This window comes from Flavobacterium sp. W20_MBD1_R3, from assembly GCF_052119725.1.
Taxonomy (GTDB): Bacteria; Bacteroidota; Bacteroidia; order Flavobacteriales; family Flavobacteriaceae; genus Flavobacterium.
In genome coordinates this window covers 108,916-123,329 of record NZ_JBGQOR010000008.1, presented here as the reverse complement: position 1 = coordinate 123,329, position 14,414 = coordinate 108,916, and the positions used below count along the sequence as shown (strand labels likewise).

General features: G+C 35.0%; 16 protein-coding genes. 4 read left to right on the top strand and 12 right to left on the bottom strand.

The features are described 5' to 3' along the window. Positions 1-36: 36 nt before the first annotated feature. Positions 37-771, top strand: coding sequence for a 23S rRNA (guanosine(2251)-2'-O)-methyltransferase RlmB (gene rlmB, locus ACEN2F_RS11640; protein WP_441739260.1), 735 nt, complete (start codon positions 37-39; stop codon positions 769-771). Positions 772-825: 54 nt separating this feature from the next. On the opposite strand, the gene ACEN2F_RS11635 is transcribed toward rlmB, so the two are convergent. Next, positions 826-1,605, bottom strand: coding sequence for a rhomboid family intramembrane serine protease (locus ACEN2F_RS11635; RefSeq protein ID WP_441739258.1), 780 nt, complete (start codon positions 1,603-1,605; stop codon positions 826-828). 235 nt (positions 1,606-1,840) lie between these two features. On the opposite strand from ACEN2F_RS11635, the gene ACEN2F_RS11630 reads away from it, so the two are divergent. Continuing rightward, complete coding sequence (locus tag ACEN2F_RS11630; RefSeq protein ID WP_441739256.1) at positions 1,841-3,118, top strand: replication-associated recombination protein A; 1,278 nt, start codon at positions 1,841-1,843, stop codon at positions 3,116-3,118. 75 nt (positions 3,119-3,193) lie between these two features. Here ACEN2F_RS11630 and ACEN2F_RS11625 read toward each other — a convergent pair whose 3' ends face one another. The 10 genes from ACEN2F_RS11625 to hpt all read right to left on the bottom strand — a co-directional run bounded on the left by ACEN2F_RS11625 (position 3,194) and on the right by hpt (position 11,750). After that, entirely contained in the window at positions 3,194-3,958 is a 765-nt protein-coding gene (locus ACEN2F_RS11625; protein ID WP_441739254.1) for a hypothetical protein, read from the bottom strand. 2 nt (positions 3,959-3,960) lie between these two features. Next, positions 3,961-4,650: a YjjG family noncanonical pyrimidine nucleotidase gene (locus ACEN2F_RS11620; RefSeq protein ID WP_441739252.1), complete on the bottom strand. Its 690-nt coding sequence runs from the start codon at positions 4,648-4,650 to the stop codon at positions 3,961-3,963. A 9-nt stretch (positions 4,651-4,659) separates the two neighbouring features. Then, positions 4,660-5,355, bottom strand: a complete 696-nt coding sequence (gene radC, locus ACEN2F_RS11615; protein ID WP_441739250.1) for a RadC family protein — start codon at positions 5,353-5,355, stop codon at positions 4,660-4,662. A gap of 11 nt (positions 5,356-5,366) precedes the next feature. Next, entirely contained in the window at positions 5,367-5,825 is a 459-nt protein-coding gene (locus ACEN2F_RS11610; protein WP_441739248.1) for a GNAT family N-acetyltransferase, read from the bottom strand. A gap of 8 nt (positions 5,826-5,833) precedes the next feature. Beyond that, on the bottom strand, positions 5,834-7,189 hold the full coding sequence (locus ACEN2F_RS11605; protein ID WP_441739246.1) for a UDP-N-acetylmuramate--L-alanine ligase: 1,356 nt from the start codon (positions 7,187-7,189) through the stop codon (positions 5,834-5,836). Between the two features lie 45 nt (positions 7,190-7,234). After that, entirely contained in the window at positions 7,235-7,933 is a 699-nt protein-coding gene (locus ACEN2F_RS11600) for a tetratricopeptide repeat protein (RefSeq protein ID WP_441739244.1), read from the bottom strand. 126 nt (positions 7,934-8,059) lie between these two features. Beyond that, positions 8,060-9,061, bottom strand: a complete 1,002-nt coding sequence (gene obgE / locus ACEN2F_RS11595) for a GTPase ObgE (RefSeq protein WP_441739242.1) — start codon at positions 9,059-9,061, stop codon at positions 8,060-8,062. Between the two features lie 73 nt (positions 9,062-9,134). Beyond that, positions 9,135-10,409, bottom strand: coding sequence for a hemolysin family protein (locus ACEN2F_RS11590; protein ID WP_441739240.1), 1,275 nt, complete (start codon positions 10,407-10,409; stop codon positions 9,135-9,137). Between the two features lie 224 nt (positions 10,410-10,633). Then, the gene (locus ACEN2F_RS11585) at positions 10,634-11,206 is read right to left on the bottom strand and encodes an adenylate kinase (protein ID WP_441739238.1); all 573 of its coding nucleotides are present in this window, start codon (positions 11,204-11,206) and stop codon (positions 10,634-10,636) included. A 13-nt stretch (positions 11,207-11,219) separates the two neighbouring features. Continuing rightward, positions 11,220-11,750, bottom strand: a complete 531-nt coding sequence (hpt, locus tag ACEN2F_RS11580; RefSeq protein ID WP_441739236.1) for a hypoxanthine phosphoribosyltransferase — start codon at positions 11,748-11,750, stop codon at positions 11,220-11,222. 214 nt (positions 11,751-11,964) lie between these two features. Between hpt and ACEN2F_RS11575 the strand changes: the two genes are divergently transcribed. Continuing rightward, positions 11,965-13,131: a 5-(carboxyamino)imidazole ribonucleotide synthase gene (locus ACEN2F_RS11575; protein ID WP_441739234.1), complete on the top strand. Its 1,167-nt coding sequence runs from the start codon at positions 11,965-11,967 to the stop codon at positions 13,129-13,131. Between the two features lie 43 nt (positions 13,132-13,174). Continuing rightward, positions 13,175-13,657, top strand: coding sequence for a 5-(carboxyamino)imidazole ribonucleotide mutase (purE, locus tag ACEN2F_RS11570; RefSeq protein ID WP_441739232.1), 483 nt, complete (start codon positions 13,175-13,177; stop codon positions 13,655-13,657). A 50-nt stretch (positions 13,658-13,707) separates the two neighbouring features. Here purE and ACEN2F_RS11565 read toward each other — a convergent pair whose 3' ends face one another. Continuing rightward, positions 13,708-14,379 carry a hypothetical protein gene (locus tag ACEN2F_RS11565; protein WP_441739230.1) on the bottom strand — a complete coding sequence of 224 codons (672 nt, stop codon included), beginning with the start codon at positions 14,377-14,379 and terminating at the stop codon, positions 13,708-13,710. Positions 14,380-14,414: the final 35 nt, after the last annotated feature.

Sequence of the window (14,414 nt, the reverse complement as noted above, 5' to 3'; positions counted from 1 at the left end):
CATTCTAGGGGTGGTTTTTTTTTATATATTTGCACCATGGAAAAAGAACATCAAATATTTGGGATTAGAGCTATAATCGAAGCCATACAAGCGGGCGCAACTGTAGACAAGGTCTACATTCAGAAGGAAGCGAGTAGCGAACTAATGAAAGACTTGATGAAAGTCATGAAGCGCGGTAATATTAACTTTTCTTATGTTCCGGTGGAAAAACTAAATAGATTAACGCCCAATAACCATCAAGGTGCAGTGGCAACCATATCCCCTATCTCCTTTTTTGATTTAGAGACATTGATTGAGTCTGTAATTGAAAACGGAAAAAAACCATTGTTCTTAATATTAGATCAAATCTCCGATGCTCGTAATTTTGGAGCGATCATCAGAACTGCAGAATGCACGGGTGTGAACGGTATTATTGTCCAAAAAGCAGGCTCAGCCCCTGTAAATGGGGATACTGTAAAAACTTCTGCAGGAGCCGTATTCAATATTCCCATTTGCAAAGTAGAACATATCAAAGATGCCATTTTCCTTTTGCAGGCAAGCGGTATCAAAACAGTTGCAGCAACGGAGAAAACAGATAAAAATATTTATGACATCTCTTTGAACGAGCCTGTTGCCATTATTATGGGATCGGAGGATAGAGGTGTAAACCCTTCTGTTCTAAAAATTGTTGACGAGAAAGCAAAACTACCCATGTTTGGAACCATTGGATCATTGAATGTTTCTGTAGCTTGTGGTGCATTCTTATATGAAGCAGTAAGACAAAGAAGTTAATTTCCAACCCTTTTCCAAATGGAAATGAGCAAAACGAAATAAAGTAAAAACGAATCAAGACTGCGGTTTTGGTTCGTTTTTTTTATGCGTTACAACCGTGTATTGAACAGGGAGACTGCAATAATAAAAAAAAGCAGGTTCCTTAAGCTCTTCTACAGGAATATTTACAAAATTTCCATTGGCATCAAAACGTTGCATAAATTTATCATCGGCAGCATTAAAATCTGGATGTTCCCAATCATACTTAATGACTTTTTTATACTCTGGAGTTTTATATACTAACGAAAGAATAAATCCCGTGAGTAATCCTCCCAGGTGCCCTTCCCAAGAAATATTCTTATCGCCACTTGTTATCTCAGGACTGGGAAAAACATACCACACTAGTCCTCCATAAACGACAATCACTGCCAGCGACAAGGCTATTAATCGATTGTACTTGGTTTGAATTCCCTTAAAAAAAATAAAACTAAACAGCACGTAAATCAAACCGCTGGCTCCTATATGGTAATTTTCCCGACCTATTAGCCAAGTACTAAGTCCAGATAGTAAAATTCCATACCCAACAACCGACAATGAATGTTTAGCGTAAAAAAATTGCAATGCGGCCATCAAAACAAATAAAGGAATCGAATTATTATACAGATGTCCTATATCACTATGAATGAAAGTACTAAATATAACACCTTGAAGCCCTGAAAAAGTTCTAGGATAAATTCCGTTTTGCACAAAGTCAAAATCAAATCGGATTTCAAGCCAAAAAACAAACCAAAGGAATACCACAAAAAAAAGAGGCAAGCTAATAACCGAATTAGTAAATTTAAAATGTTTTTCCATCAATGATATTCGTTATATTCTAGTCTTAATTCAAAAACTTCTCCAAAAGTAATTTAGCGCAATTTTGTCATAGTATATACAAAATTATAATTAAATATAAAAATTCATAGCCCAGATGGAAACGGCATCCCACGCTTTTTAGCGTGGATACAGTGTACCGCTGGAAATAGCTCCAAAAAAACAAAATTGACAATTGCAAATGGGCTCAAATTAAAAAAAATAGTAATTTTGCACAATGGAAGCACCACTTGCCGAACGCATACGACCACAGAAATTAGAAGATTATATTAGTCAATCCCATTTGATAGGCCCTGATGGTTCCTTGACACAACAAATTGCAAAGGGGATTATTCCTTCCTTAATTTTTTGGGGACCGCCTGGAACTGGAAAAACGACATTGGCACAAATTATCGCACAGGAATCAAAACGACCCTTTTATATATTGAGTGCCATCAATTCTGGCGTAAAAGACATTCGTGAAGTGATTGAAAAAGCCAAACAAAGCGGTGGCTTATTTACGGCTAAAAATCCTATTCTATTCATTGATGAGATTCATCGTTTCAGCAAATCCCAACAAGATTCTTTGTTAGCGGCGGTAGAAAAAGGATGGATTACACTTATTGGAGCCACAACAGAAAACCCCAGTTTTGAAGTTATTCCAGCGCTATTATCCCGATGTCAAGTCTATGTTTTGAATGCTTTTAGCAAAAAAGACCTAGAAATGCTCTTAGAACGCGCCATCAAAACAGATTCATATTTGTCTACAAAAAACATTGTTTTAACTGAAACGGAAGCTCTTTTAAGACTTTCGGGTGGTGACGGACGCAAGCTGCTGAATATTTTTGAACTTGTTGTAAATGCCTCCGAAGAAGATGAAGTTATTATCACGAATGAGCGTGTTTTTGGTTTGGTGCAACAAAATACGGTTTTGTATGACAAAACAGGCGAACAGCATTATGACATTGTATCGGCTTTTATAAAATCCATTCGGGGAAGTGATCCTAATGGTGCGGTGTATTGGCTTGCCAGAATGATTGAAGGTGGCGAAGATGTGAAATTTATTGCTCGGCGAATGCTAATTTTGAGTAGTGAAGATATAGGAAATGCAAATCCAACTGCCTTTATCATGGCCAACAACACTTTTCAGGCAGTTGCTACAATTGGCTACCCTGAAAGCAGAATTATCTTGAGCCAATGTGCTGTTTATCTAGCTACTTCACCCAAAAGTAATGCGTCCTACTTGGCCATAGGAACAGCCCAACAACTGGTCAAACAAACTGGTAATTTACCAGTGCCGATTCACCTTCGAAATGCTCCCACCAAACTAATGAAAGAATTAGGATACGGCGAAGAATATAAATACGCACATGATTATACCAATAATTTTGCGGAACAAGAATTCCTACCAGAAGCCTTAGCCAATAATCCCATATATATTCCTGGCAATAACTCAAGAGAGAATATTACACGAGAATTCTTGAAAAACCGCTGGAAAAATAAATACGGTTACTAAAATCAAACCATAAAAAAAACGTATTTATCGCTAAATACGTTTTTTTTTATTTCGATACGCGAACAAAGTTTTAAACTAAAACTTAACTGCTATTATTTCAGACCACAGCTGATCGTTTTGATAATACTCAAAAACCCAATCGTTATTTTTTAGTATTAAAACTCCTTGAATATCGCCTTTTATAGCAATATAACAGTATTTATTTGAAGTATGAAAAACTCTCATAATCACTTTTGGTGAACTATCAATTAACTGATACCCATTAGCTGTAGGTTGTGCATACAGCAAACTAGCATCTGTTTTACTACTAATTTTCGGAGTACTCATAACCGGTTTTTCGACAGTAGCTGCGGGAGTAGTAACCGCGATGCTTACTGCTGGCTCAATAGCAACAGACTCCGTTTTTGCTGTCGTTTGGCCACTGTATTTGTACTGCAAATCGTAAATAGACTGAAATGCTTCATTAAGAGCTTCGGTATAAGCCGTTTGATACTCCTTTTCTTTACTTTTCCCTTCGGCCGATTGGAAAATTATTGTTCCATAACAATCCTTGAGCGTAACGACTAATTTAGTTGCCAAAAAAGCATTTTCTTTCACTACATCCATGTATAAGAAACTACAACGGTCATTATAATCAGAAGGCATGGTTTCATTACTATAAAAGGCTTCAAAACCTGCTTTGTTCAAATTAAATTTAGAAATTGTTGTCAATCGATACTGATTCTCACTTTTAAGGAAATCATATTTAACGGGTATAATCACTGCTTTATAATCGTTTACCGATTGAGAATAGGAATAGCTAGCGATTAATAGCAGTAGGTATAATATTGTTTTTTTCATCTTTATAAATATTTTTTAAGTTCTAATAAATGATTAATTTGTATAATGTGTTGTTCGACCTGAATTTTGCTTTCATTAAAAAAAATGGCACCAAGTCCCGCGTTCAGCGCTCCTTGAACATCTGCTTCTAAACTATCGCCAATCATGATGCTGTTTTCTTTTTTGGCTTTGGCCAAATCTATAGCGTAATCAAAGATGATGGAATTAGGTTTCTTTACGCCAGCCATCTCTGAATTAGTAATGGTCTGAAAATACGAGCTAATTTTTGAATTATCTAGCTTCTTAAATTGAACATCCGCAAAACCATTAGTTATAATATGCAAATTATATTTAGGTTTCAAATAGTCCAAAAGTTCCATTGTCCCATCAAAAAGATGATTATTCTCTGGCAAGAACCTAATATAATCCTCCGCAATAATATCTATTTGTTCATCAGATATTGTATAATCCAGCGCATCAAAAGAGTGCTTCAATCGATTGTAGCGCAATTCCTGATGGGTAATTTTATCATATTGATAAAGTGCCCAACAAGCTTGATTAATTGGAACGTATTTCTCGATAAATTGTTTTGTTTCAATTGTGGGATGATCTCTATTCAAAATAGTCTCAAAAGTAAGCTCTGAATTTTTATCAAAATCCCAAAGTGTATGATCTAAATCAAAAAAAACGTCCTTTATGTGTGTGTGTTTCATTTTATATTTTTAAAATATTCCTTCATCTGCAAAGCTGTAATAACTGGTTTCAGTTACAATAAGATGATCCAATACTTTTATTTCTAAACTATCGCCTGCTAATTTTAATTTCCTTGTGATTTGTTTATCCGCATCGCTCGGAATCAAAGTCCCCGAAGGATGATTGTGACACAATATCAAAGCCGTAGCTCCCATCTCGAGCGCTGTTTTAAAAACAATTCGTACATCAACTAATGTTCCTGTGATTCCGCCCTTGCTCAACTGAGATTTTGCAATCACTTTATTTGAATTATTCATGTATATAATCCAAAATTCCTCGTGTGGCAGTTCCCCAATAATTGGCTGCATGATTTCGAAAATTATTTTACTCGAAGTTATTTTCTTCAACTCCACTGCATCCTCTCCTCTTCGGCGTCTTCCTAATTCTAAAGCGGCAATTATAGAAATTGCTTTCGCCTCTCCTATTCCTTTAAATTGCATCAGCTGTGATAAAGATAATTTCCCTAATGCATTCAAATTATTATCTACGCTTGCTAAAATACGTTTACTTAAATCTACTGCTGACTCGCTTCTGCTTCCAGATCCAATCAGAATGGCAATCAATTCGGCATCACTCAAAACACTTTTGCCTTTAAGCATCAGTTTCTCACGTGGCTTATCGTCTTCGGACCAATTGGTTATAGGAAAAAAGGAATTTTCAGCCATTTATATAATGTTTAAATTTGTTTCCGCATGCAAATACTATTTTTTAAACCCACATAAGGCTCGTAATTATCCACTATATTGTATCCTGTTTTTTGATACAAAGCTATCGCTTCCTTTTGCTTGTATAAGGTTTCCAAAACAGCAAATGAATATTCTAAATCTAATGCCCAACGTTCCAATTCACGTAAAATTGTTTGCGCTAAACCCATTCCTCGAACCTCAGGAGAAACAAACATACGTTTTATTTCAATTGTATCTTTGTCATATTTTTTAAAACATCCACAAGCTACCGCAGTGTCTTCTAAATAAATAATGACAACATTTGGGTTCAATTCTAAAATATTATTTCCCCAATAATCCGCTTTCAACTCTGGATAACGTTCCCACAAGCTTTTATCTAATGCTGAAATGAGATTTATAAAATCCGGATTTTCACTTGTAGCTTTACAAATTTTGATAATTTCATTCATATTACTTTTTATTTTACCAATTCCTTTACTTCATCAAAGTTTAATCCGCCGTAATTACCGGAACTCATCAGCAGCAAAGCAGAATTTTCAAGGTTTAAGTTGAATAAATAATCCTTGAAATCTTTTGGATTCGTATAAATAATCAAATCTTTTCTATTAAAAGCATTTGCTATTTGGTCGTAAGTCACTTCTTCCAGCTGTTTGATTTTTACCGCATCAGGCGAATAAAAAACAACCGCTTTATCAGCATATTCCAGTGCGCCTTCGTATTCTTTTAAAAACTCAGCATTCAAGCTGCTGTAGGTATGTAATTCTAAACAAGCCACTAAAGCTCGGTTTGGATATTGTTCTTTTACCGCTTTAGTAGTTGCAGCCACTTTACTTGGTGAATGTGCAAAATCTTTATAGGCTACTTTTGTTTTGCTTTCGGCAATTTTCTCCAATCGTTTTGAAGCACCTTTAAAACTGGCAATGGCTTCATAAAAATCAGCTTCATCAACACCCATATTTTGACAAATCCATTTGGCTCCAGCCAAATTATTAAGATTATGCGCTCCAAAAACTTCAATTGGCATGTCGCCCTCTGGAGTTTCCAGCAGCGTCACGCCATCACTTACAGAATATTTTGGAGTATGATATGCTAATTTTCGGATTGGGTTTGTAGCAGCTTCTGCAACACGTTTTACTTCAGCATCATCTTCATTATAAACAAGAATTCCACCGTTAGTAATTTTACCAATAAAAATCTCGAACTGTTCTAGGTAGTTCTGATACGTTGGAAAAACATTAATGTGATCCCAGGCAATTCCAGAAATTAGTGCAATATTAGGTTGGTACAAATGAAATTTAGGCCTGCGATCAATTGGTGAAGACAAATATTCATCTCCTTCTAAAACGATAAAGTCGTTCTCCTCCGTAAGATGCACCATTGTATCAAAACCTTCCAGTTGTGCGCCAACCATATAATCAACCGCAATATCGTGGTACTGCATCACATGCAAAATCATTGAAGTAATCGTAGTTTTACCATGAGAACCACCTATAACAACACGCGTTTTATCTTTGGATTGTTCATAAAGAAATTCAGGATACGAATATATTTTCAGTCCTAACTCCTGAGCTTTTAATAATTCAGGATTATCCGCTTTGGCATGCATTCCAAGAATTACGGCCTCAATGTCTTGAGTTATTTTTTCAGGAAACCAACCTAATCCTGGCGGTAAAATCCCCTTTTTGTCTAATCTTGATTTTGATGGTTCAAAAATCGCATCGTCACTTCCTGTAACTTGATATCCTTTGTTGTGCAGTGCTAAAGCCAGATTGTGCATGGCGCTTCCTCCTATGGCTATAAAATGTGTACGCATTCTAATTTTTTAATTGATGATTATTGCTTTTAAGAGTTCATAAAATTAGTCCTGAACTTTATTATTGTAGATTTCGATTATTGTTTTTGCTTTTTCAGGTTCTCGCATTTTATTTTTGTACAAATTAGCTAATTTATAATAACTTGTTTTAGAACCTCCAGCTGTTATGGCTTTTTTATATTGTTGCTCTGCAACTAAATACCTTCTAAAATATTCCTCGATATGACCTCTGGACATGTATCCGTCAACGGCTGATAATCGTGCTAATTCATTAGAATATTTTATAGCTTTAGATTCGCTTCCGCCCACAATTCCAGGTAGTTGTATATATAACTCTATCAACGCCCAGCGTGCTTCTATGTGTTTTGGATTCAAACTAATAGCTTTTTCAAAGGAAGATTTCACTTCATGTATCATTCCAAGGGCTTTAAACTTGTTTGAATCTTTGGCCTTCATGCCTAAAGCACCACCATATTTATAGTGATAATTAGCTTCAGAAGGTTTTAGCTGTTTTAGTTTTTTATAATACCCAATCGCTTTATCCCAAGATTTATTCTGTCCTGCAATATCGCCCAAATATTCAATGGTCTTTATATCTAATGGATCAGTTTTTAAAACAGTTTCAAAAACTGACTGCGCTTGATCAAATTGTTTTTCTTTGAATAGCTTTTCTGCTTTTTCGAAATTAGATTGCGACCACATCATAAACGGTAGGAATACAAATAAGTAAATACTATGTTTCATTCTTCAAAAATAAGGAATTTTACAATTTAAATTCTCCAAGTATGTGAAAGGTTTAACAATTTATCATAAAAAAACCGCCTCTTAAAATATAAGAAGCGGTTTTTTTATTATTCTGAATATCAAATATTAGTCATTCAACATTTTCCATAATTTATCTTTCAATTCTGTCAAACCTTGTTGAGCAACAGAAGAAATAAACATGTATGGGATGTCCTTGAAAGCGACATCTAATTCCGTTTTTAATTCTGCTTTTAATTGATCATCAAGCATATCACATTTAGAAATTACCAACAAACGCTCTTTATCAAGCATTTCAGGATTGTATTTTGTCAATTCGTTTACCAAAATATCATATTCTGCTTTGATGTCAGGAGTATCAACTGGAACTAAGAATAACAAAGTCGAATTACGTTCAATGTGACGCAGAAAATAATGTCCTAATCCTTTTCCTTCGGCAGCTCCTTCAATAATTCCCGGAATATCAGCAATTACAAAAGACTGAAAATCTCTGTAGGCGACAATTCCTAAATTTGGTTTTAAAGTTGTAAACGGATAATCTGCTATTTTTGGTTTAGCAGATGTTAAAACAGATAATAATGTTGATTTTCCAGCATTCGGAAAACCTACCAAACCCACATCAGCTAATACTTTCAATTCTAAAATCACATCCATTTCTGAGCCAGGTAATCCTGGTTGAGAATATCTTGGAGTTTGATTGGTTGAGCTTCTAAAATGCCAGTTTCCAAGACCACCTTTTCCACCACGAGATAGAATTTGTTTTTCACCATCATCGGTAATTTCAAATAATATTTCACCGGTTTCTTTGTCTTTTACAACAGTACCTAGAGGCACTTCGATGAATTTGTCATCTCCATCAGCACCTGTACTTCTGTCACCACTTCCATCTCCGCCATTTCCAGCTTTAATATGACGGGCAAATTTTAGGTGAAATAGTGTCCAAAGACCTTTGTTCCCCACTAAATATACATGACCCCCACGACCACCATCACCACCGTCAGGCCCACCTTTTTCAATAAATTTTTCTCTGTGTAAGTGCGTAGATCCTTTCCCTCCTTTACCGGAAGAAACATATATTTTAACATAATCTACAAAATTCCCTTCTGTCATTTTTTTTTGTTTAAAAGTTTGAAATTTAAAGTTTAGCAGAACTCCCAACTAACTTTAAACCTTAAACTAAATTTTAACCCTTTAAGGCTTTCACCATTACTTTATCAATCTTCACGCCATCCATATCGATAACTTCTAACTCAAATTTTTGCCAAACTAGTTTCTCCCCTTGTTTTGGAATATGAGAAAGCTCTGTCATAATTAGTCCGCTAACTGTGGTCACTTCATAATCATTGATTAATTCATCCAATTCAAAGTACGTCAAGAAATCGTGCAATGAATAATGTCCGTCAACCAGCCACGTTCCATCTTCTCTTTCTATCAATTGAAAATCATCTTTATAAAAATCTGAAGCATCACCAACTAAAGCTTCCAAAATATCATTCAGTGTAATAACACCCTGAAAAACGCCATATTCATCAGACACAAATGCGTAATGTATTCCGGTTTTTTTGAAATTTTCTAAAGCAATATACGCGGTGGTTTGCTCCATCATAAAAGGAGCTTCGGTCATGATATTCGCCAAATTGAAATTTTCATTTTCAAAATGGGCGAAAATATTTTTTAGATTTACAACCCCTACAATATCATCATAATTCTCGCCATAAACGGGATAGATAGAATGTAATTCCTTAAGCATAAACTCCTTAACCTGCTCTTTATCAGAATGCAAAGGTAAAAAAACTACCGCCTTGCGGTGTGTCATTAATGAATTTATTTTTCGATCTCCAATATGAAAAACGCGCTCTACAATATCTTGCTCTATTTCCTGGACTTCGCCACCCTCAGTTCCTTCTTTGATAATTGCTTTGATTTCCTCTTCGGTTACTTTACCATCAGCGGTAGGTTTTATCTGTAAAATATCCAATAAAAAATCCGTAGAATGTGTTAGCAACCAAATGAATGGTGCCGTAATAATTGAAACAATTTTCATGGGTAATGCCACTGCTTTGGCTATTGCTTCCGGATGATTTAAGCCTATTCTTTTAGGCAACAACTCCCCTAATACAAGTGAAAAAAATGTCAAGACCACAACAACTAAACCTACGGCGATAGGATGAGCGTAAGGAGTCAATGTTTCAAATCCTTGAATGAAGGTTTCAACATCTTTTGTTATTTTGTCTCCGCTATATATACCAGTAAGAATTCCAATTAAGGTAATTCCTATTTGTACGGTTGACAAAAATTTGTTTGGCGAGTTTGCTAAATCCAAAGCTATTTTAGCACTTTTATTACCTTTTTTTGCTGCTGTTTCCAGTCTATTTTTTCGTGCTGAAATCAATGCGATTTCCGACATGGAGAAAACTCCATTCAGCAGTATTAGAAAAAATATTATTACTATTTCCAATTTCTTAGTTGATTCGTTTACTATTTTAAAATCAGATTTCTAATTTTTTATTTTTCGAAATCGTTGTTAGTCAGTTGTATTTATAGCCCTGATGGCAGTGAAAAGCCCGCAGATAAAAAAGCTGTTTTTTCTTGTCAAAAAAGAGCGACCAGCGGAAGCTCCTTTTATGACTTAGAAAAATAGATTTTTTATTGAGGACTTGTAACGTACAGCTGGAATTGCTCCTATAAATTATCAATTACATTACTTACTCTTTGGGTAATTTCGGCAATTGAGCCTATTCCGTTTACAGCATGAAATTTTCCTTGTTTTGCATAATAATCCATCAAAGGTGCTGTTTTCTCGTTGTATTCTTGGTACCGATTTCTGATTTTTTCTTCGTCTTGATCATCAATTCTGCCACTTGTTTTACCTCGTTCCAATAAGCGTTTTACTAGAATCTCATCATCGGCTTCAAGCGCAATTGTTGCTGCAACTTGAGAATCGATTGAAGTAAGAAATGAATCTAAAGCTTCGGCTTGTGATAGTGTTCTTGGATATCCGTCAAACAAAATTCCGTTTGTATCGGGATGTTTATTTACCTCATCAATCAGCATTTTTGTAGTCAATTCATCTGGGACTAAATCTCCAGCATCCATAAATACTCTTGCTTGCTTACCTAATTCGGTATCATTTTTTAGATTAAACCGAAAAACATCTCCTGTGGAAATATGCGTTAATTGATACTTTTCTTTCAAAAATTCTGCTTGAGTTCCTTTCCCTGCTCCTGGTTTTCCAAATAAAACAATGTTAGTCATAATGTGTTGGTCGTTATTCTTTTAGTTTATATACTTCGGGTAAATTTCTGCCTAAACCATCATAATCCAGACCAAATCCTACAATAAATTTGTTTGGAATTCGAATCCCAATGTAATCTATTTTAATGTCTTTAGTATATGCTTCCGGTTTGAAGAACAGTGTGGCAATCTTGAAATGTTTTACATTTTGTTTTTTGAATAATTCTTTGAGTTCTACTAAAGTGTTACCCGTATCAACAATATCCTCAATGATAACAACGCTGCGCCCTGTTAAGTCCTGATTCAATCCTATTAATTGTTTTATTTCATTTGTGGATGAAGTTCCCTCGTAAGAAGCCATTTTTATAAAAGATACTTCACAGGGTTTTTTATACTGTTTCATAAAATCAGAAACAACCATAAAAGAGCCATTCAATACCCCAACAAATACTGGTATTTCATCTATAAAATCGTCTTCCACTTGTTGCACCATTTTTGTAATGGCGAACTCTATTTCTTTAGCAGAAATAAACGGAACAAATTGTTTATCGTGAAGTTGTATCATTATTTTCGTTTTTAAAATAATGGTCAAAGATACAGAATTCGAATTTGTGAATTGATAAATGGCCATTAATTTGTAATTTTATGTACATTTTTCCAAAAAGATCTAATTATGTATCGAGGCAAGAAAATTTAATTCAGAAATCCATTAGAAAATAAAAATGTGTTTTTGGATTCCATCATTATAAAGTATCTTTGCGTAAACACACAACTAGACCATGAATTACTTTTCTTCAGATTTTAAATTAGGAATCCTCGGCGGCGGACAATTGGGCAAAATGCTGTTGTTTGACACCAGAAAATTTGATATACAAACTTATATTTTAGATCCAAGCGATGAAGCGCCATGCAAAATTGCTTGTGATAAATTCTTCAAAGGGGATTTAATGGACTTTGAAACGGTTTATAATTTTGGTAAAAAAGTAGACGTTTTAACTTTCGAAATCGAATTGGTCAATCTAGAAGCTTTAGCAAAACTCGAAGAAGAAGGAGTGAAGGTTTTTCCTTCGCCAAAAACCTTGAAACTGATACAAAACAAAGGAGTTCAGAAAGATTTTTATATCAACCATACAATCCCAACTGCAAATTACAAACGATTTGACAATCTAAAAACTTTAGTGGTTGACATTTTAGATTCGACAATAAAACTTCCATTTGTATGGAAATGTACGGAATTTGGCTACGATGGAAATGGCGTCAAAGTGATTCGCCATATTTCGGATTTGGATAATTTAGCTAATGTTGAATGCATTGCCGAGGAAATGATTCCGTTCAAAAATGAACTAGCGGTTATCGTTTGTCGCAGTCCTTCTGGTGAAATCAAAACCTATCCTGTGGTAGAAATGGAATTTCATCCCGAAGCCAACCAAGTAGAATATGTAATTTGTCCTGCTCGAATTGATGATAAAGTAGCCGAAAAAGCAAGGGCCATCGCATTAAATGTTTCAAAAAAATTCAATCACGTTGGTTTATTAGCCGTTGAAATGTTTCAAACCGAAGATGATGAAATCCTAGTGAATGAAGTGGCTCCACGACCTCATAATTCTGGACATTATTCAATTGAAGCCAGTTATACCTCGCAATTTGAAAACCATTTGCGTGCTATTCTTGATTTACCTTTGGGGAATACAGAAAGCAAAGTAGCTGGAATTATGGTTAATCTTGTAGGTGCCGAAGGTTTTTCTGGAAATGTAGTCTATGAAAATATCGAAAAAATATTAGGCTGGAATGGTGTAACACCGCATATTTACGGCAAAAAACAAACGCGTCCTTTTAGAAAAATGGGACATGTAACGATCGTAAATGAAGACATCGTTGAAGCCCGAAGAATTGCCGAAGAGGTAAAGAATACAATTAGAGTAATCAGTTCATTGAAAGATTCCTGATGTAACCTGCATTGAATTTTTCTTAATCATTAAATAAAACACAATGAAAGTAGCCGTAATAATGGGAAGCATCTCAGATATGCCAATCATGCAAGAAGCAATAGATATCCTAAAAGCATTTGAAATTGAGATCGAAGTCGATATCGTTTCGGCACACCGAACTCCTGAAAAATTATTTGATTTCAGTCAAAACGCACATACTCGCGGCATTTCGGTAGTTATTGCCGGTGCTGGCGGAGCTGCACATTTACCTGGAATGGTCGCTTCAATGTCGCCACTTCCCGTCATTGGTGTTCCTATAAAATCAAGTAATTCTATCGATGGTTGGGATAGCGTCTTGTCTATTCTACAAATGCCAAGCGGAGTTCCCGTTGCAACAGTAGCCCTAAATGGCGCAAAAAATGCAGGAATCCTTGCTGCTCAAATTATGGGATGTCACAACAAAAGTGTGTTAGAAAAAGTCATTAAATACAAAATAGGATTGAAAGAAGCTGTTAACATCGCCTCTGAAAGTTTACAGAAATAGAAAAAGCTCCTCAATGGAGCTTTTTTCATTAATTACTGTCTTAAAATAGTTTATTCCGCGTCAAGTACAATTTCCAATACTCCTTCAAAATCTGAAGCAATAATATCTTCTTTACTCAACCAATATTCGGAGGTTGTTACCTTATAATTCACGTTATCAGTAGTTGTAACATACCACAAAATATCTTCTGCTTCAGGAAAAGGAGCATTTTCACTCATCTGAAGATCAAATAATCTTTTAATTAAATTACTACCTGACAATCCGTTATTTAATAATTTCAAGATACTTTCCTTAGTCAATTCACCTTCACTTTCACCTTCTGTTGGTGTAAAACTACATTCGATTATAGTCGCTTTTGCATTAGGAAAAGTACCGTTGAATGCTTTAAAGAGCAATTGATTCGTATGAAACAATATCGAATGTAAGCCAATTTCTGGGTATTCTTCACATACTTTGTCCAAAAGCATGTCATTTGAAATTTGCTGAATTTGACCTTCATTTAAATGGTCTGACAATTTGTATTCTAATATAATCGCAGCAGCATCCTTGGGCTCAAAATCCGAAATTGCCATGAACAATAACTCTCTTAAAGTACTTGCGTCAGCATCAGCAGCATCTGGATAATCAAACTTTTCTAAGAGCTTAATATAATCTTCGTTTGTCCAGTACTCTTCAATTTCATCTACGGTATTTGCCCTATTTATTGTAATCTGATAATTCATATTTTCTTTTCGTTAATTATAATTTTCTATGATTT

Bases quoted from the DNA above. Each gene is read 5' to 3' on its own strand.
- rlmB (WP_441739260.1), top strand. From the start codon at position 37: ATGGAAAAAGAACATCAAATATTTGGGATTAGAGCTATAATCGAAGCC.
- ACEN2F_RS11635 (WP_441739258.1), bottom strand. From the start codon at position 1,605: ATGGAAAAACATTTTAAATTTACTAATTCGGTTATTAGCTTGCCTCTT.
- ACEN2F_RS11630 (WP_441739256.1), top strand. From the start codon at position 1,841: ATGGAAGCACCACTTGCCGAACGCATACGACCACAGAAATTAGAAGAT.
- ACEN2F_RS11625 (WP_441739254.1), bottom strand. From the start codon at position 3,958: ATGAAAAAAACAATATTATACCTACTGCTATTAATCGCTAGCTATTCC.
- ACEN2F_RS11620 (WP_441739252.1), bottom strand. From the start codon at position 4,650: ATGAAACACACACACATAAAGGACGTTTTTTTTGATTTAGATCATACA.
- radC (WP_441739250.1), bottom strand. From the start codon at position 5,355: ATGGCTGAAAATTCCTTTTTTCCTATAACCAATTGGTCCGAAGACGAT.
- ACEN2F_RS11610 (WP_441739248.1), bottom strand. From the start codon at position 5,825: ATGAATGAAATTATCAAAATTTGTAAAGCTACAAGTGAAAATCCGGAT.
- ACEN2F_RS11605 (WP_441739246.1), bottom strand. From the start codon at position 7,189: ATGCGTACACATTTTATAGCCATAGGAGGAAGCGCCATGCACAATCTG.
- ACEN2F_RS11600 (WP_441739244.1), bottom strand. From the start codon at position 7,933: ATGAAACATAGTATTTACTTATTTGTATTCCTACCGTTTATGATGTGG.
- obgE (WP_441739242.1), bottom strand. From the start codon at position 9,061: ATGACAGAAGGGAATTTTGTAGATTATGTTAAAATATATGTTTCTTCC.
- ACEN2F_RS11585 (WP_441739238.1), bottom strand. From the start codon at position 11,206: ATGACTAACATTGTTTTATTTGGAAAACCAGGAGCAGGGAAAGGAACT.
- hpt (WP_441739236.1), bottom strand. From the start codon at position 11,750: ATGATACAACTTCACGATAAACAATTTGTTCCGTTTATTTCTGCTAAA.
- ACEN2F_RS11575 (WP_441739234.1), top strand. From the start codon at position 11,965: ATGAATTACTTTTCTTCAGATTTTAAATTAGGAATCCTCGGCGGCGGA.
- purE (WP_441739232.1), top strand. From the start codon at position 13,175: ATGAAAGTAGCCGTAATAATGGGAAGCATCTCAGATATGCCAATCATG.
- ACEN2F_RS11565 (WP_441739230.1), bottom strand. From the start codon at position 14,379: ATGAATTATCAGATTACAATAAATAGGGCAAATACCGTAGATGAAATT.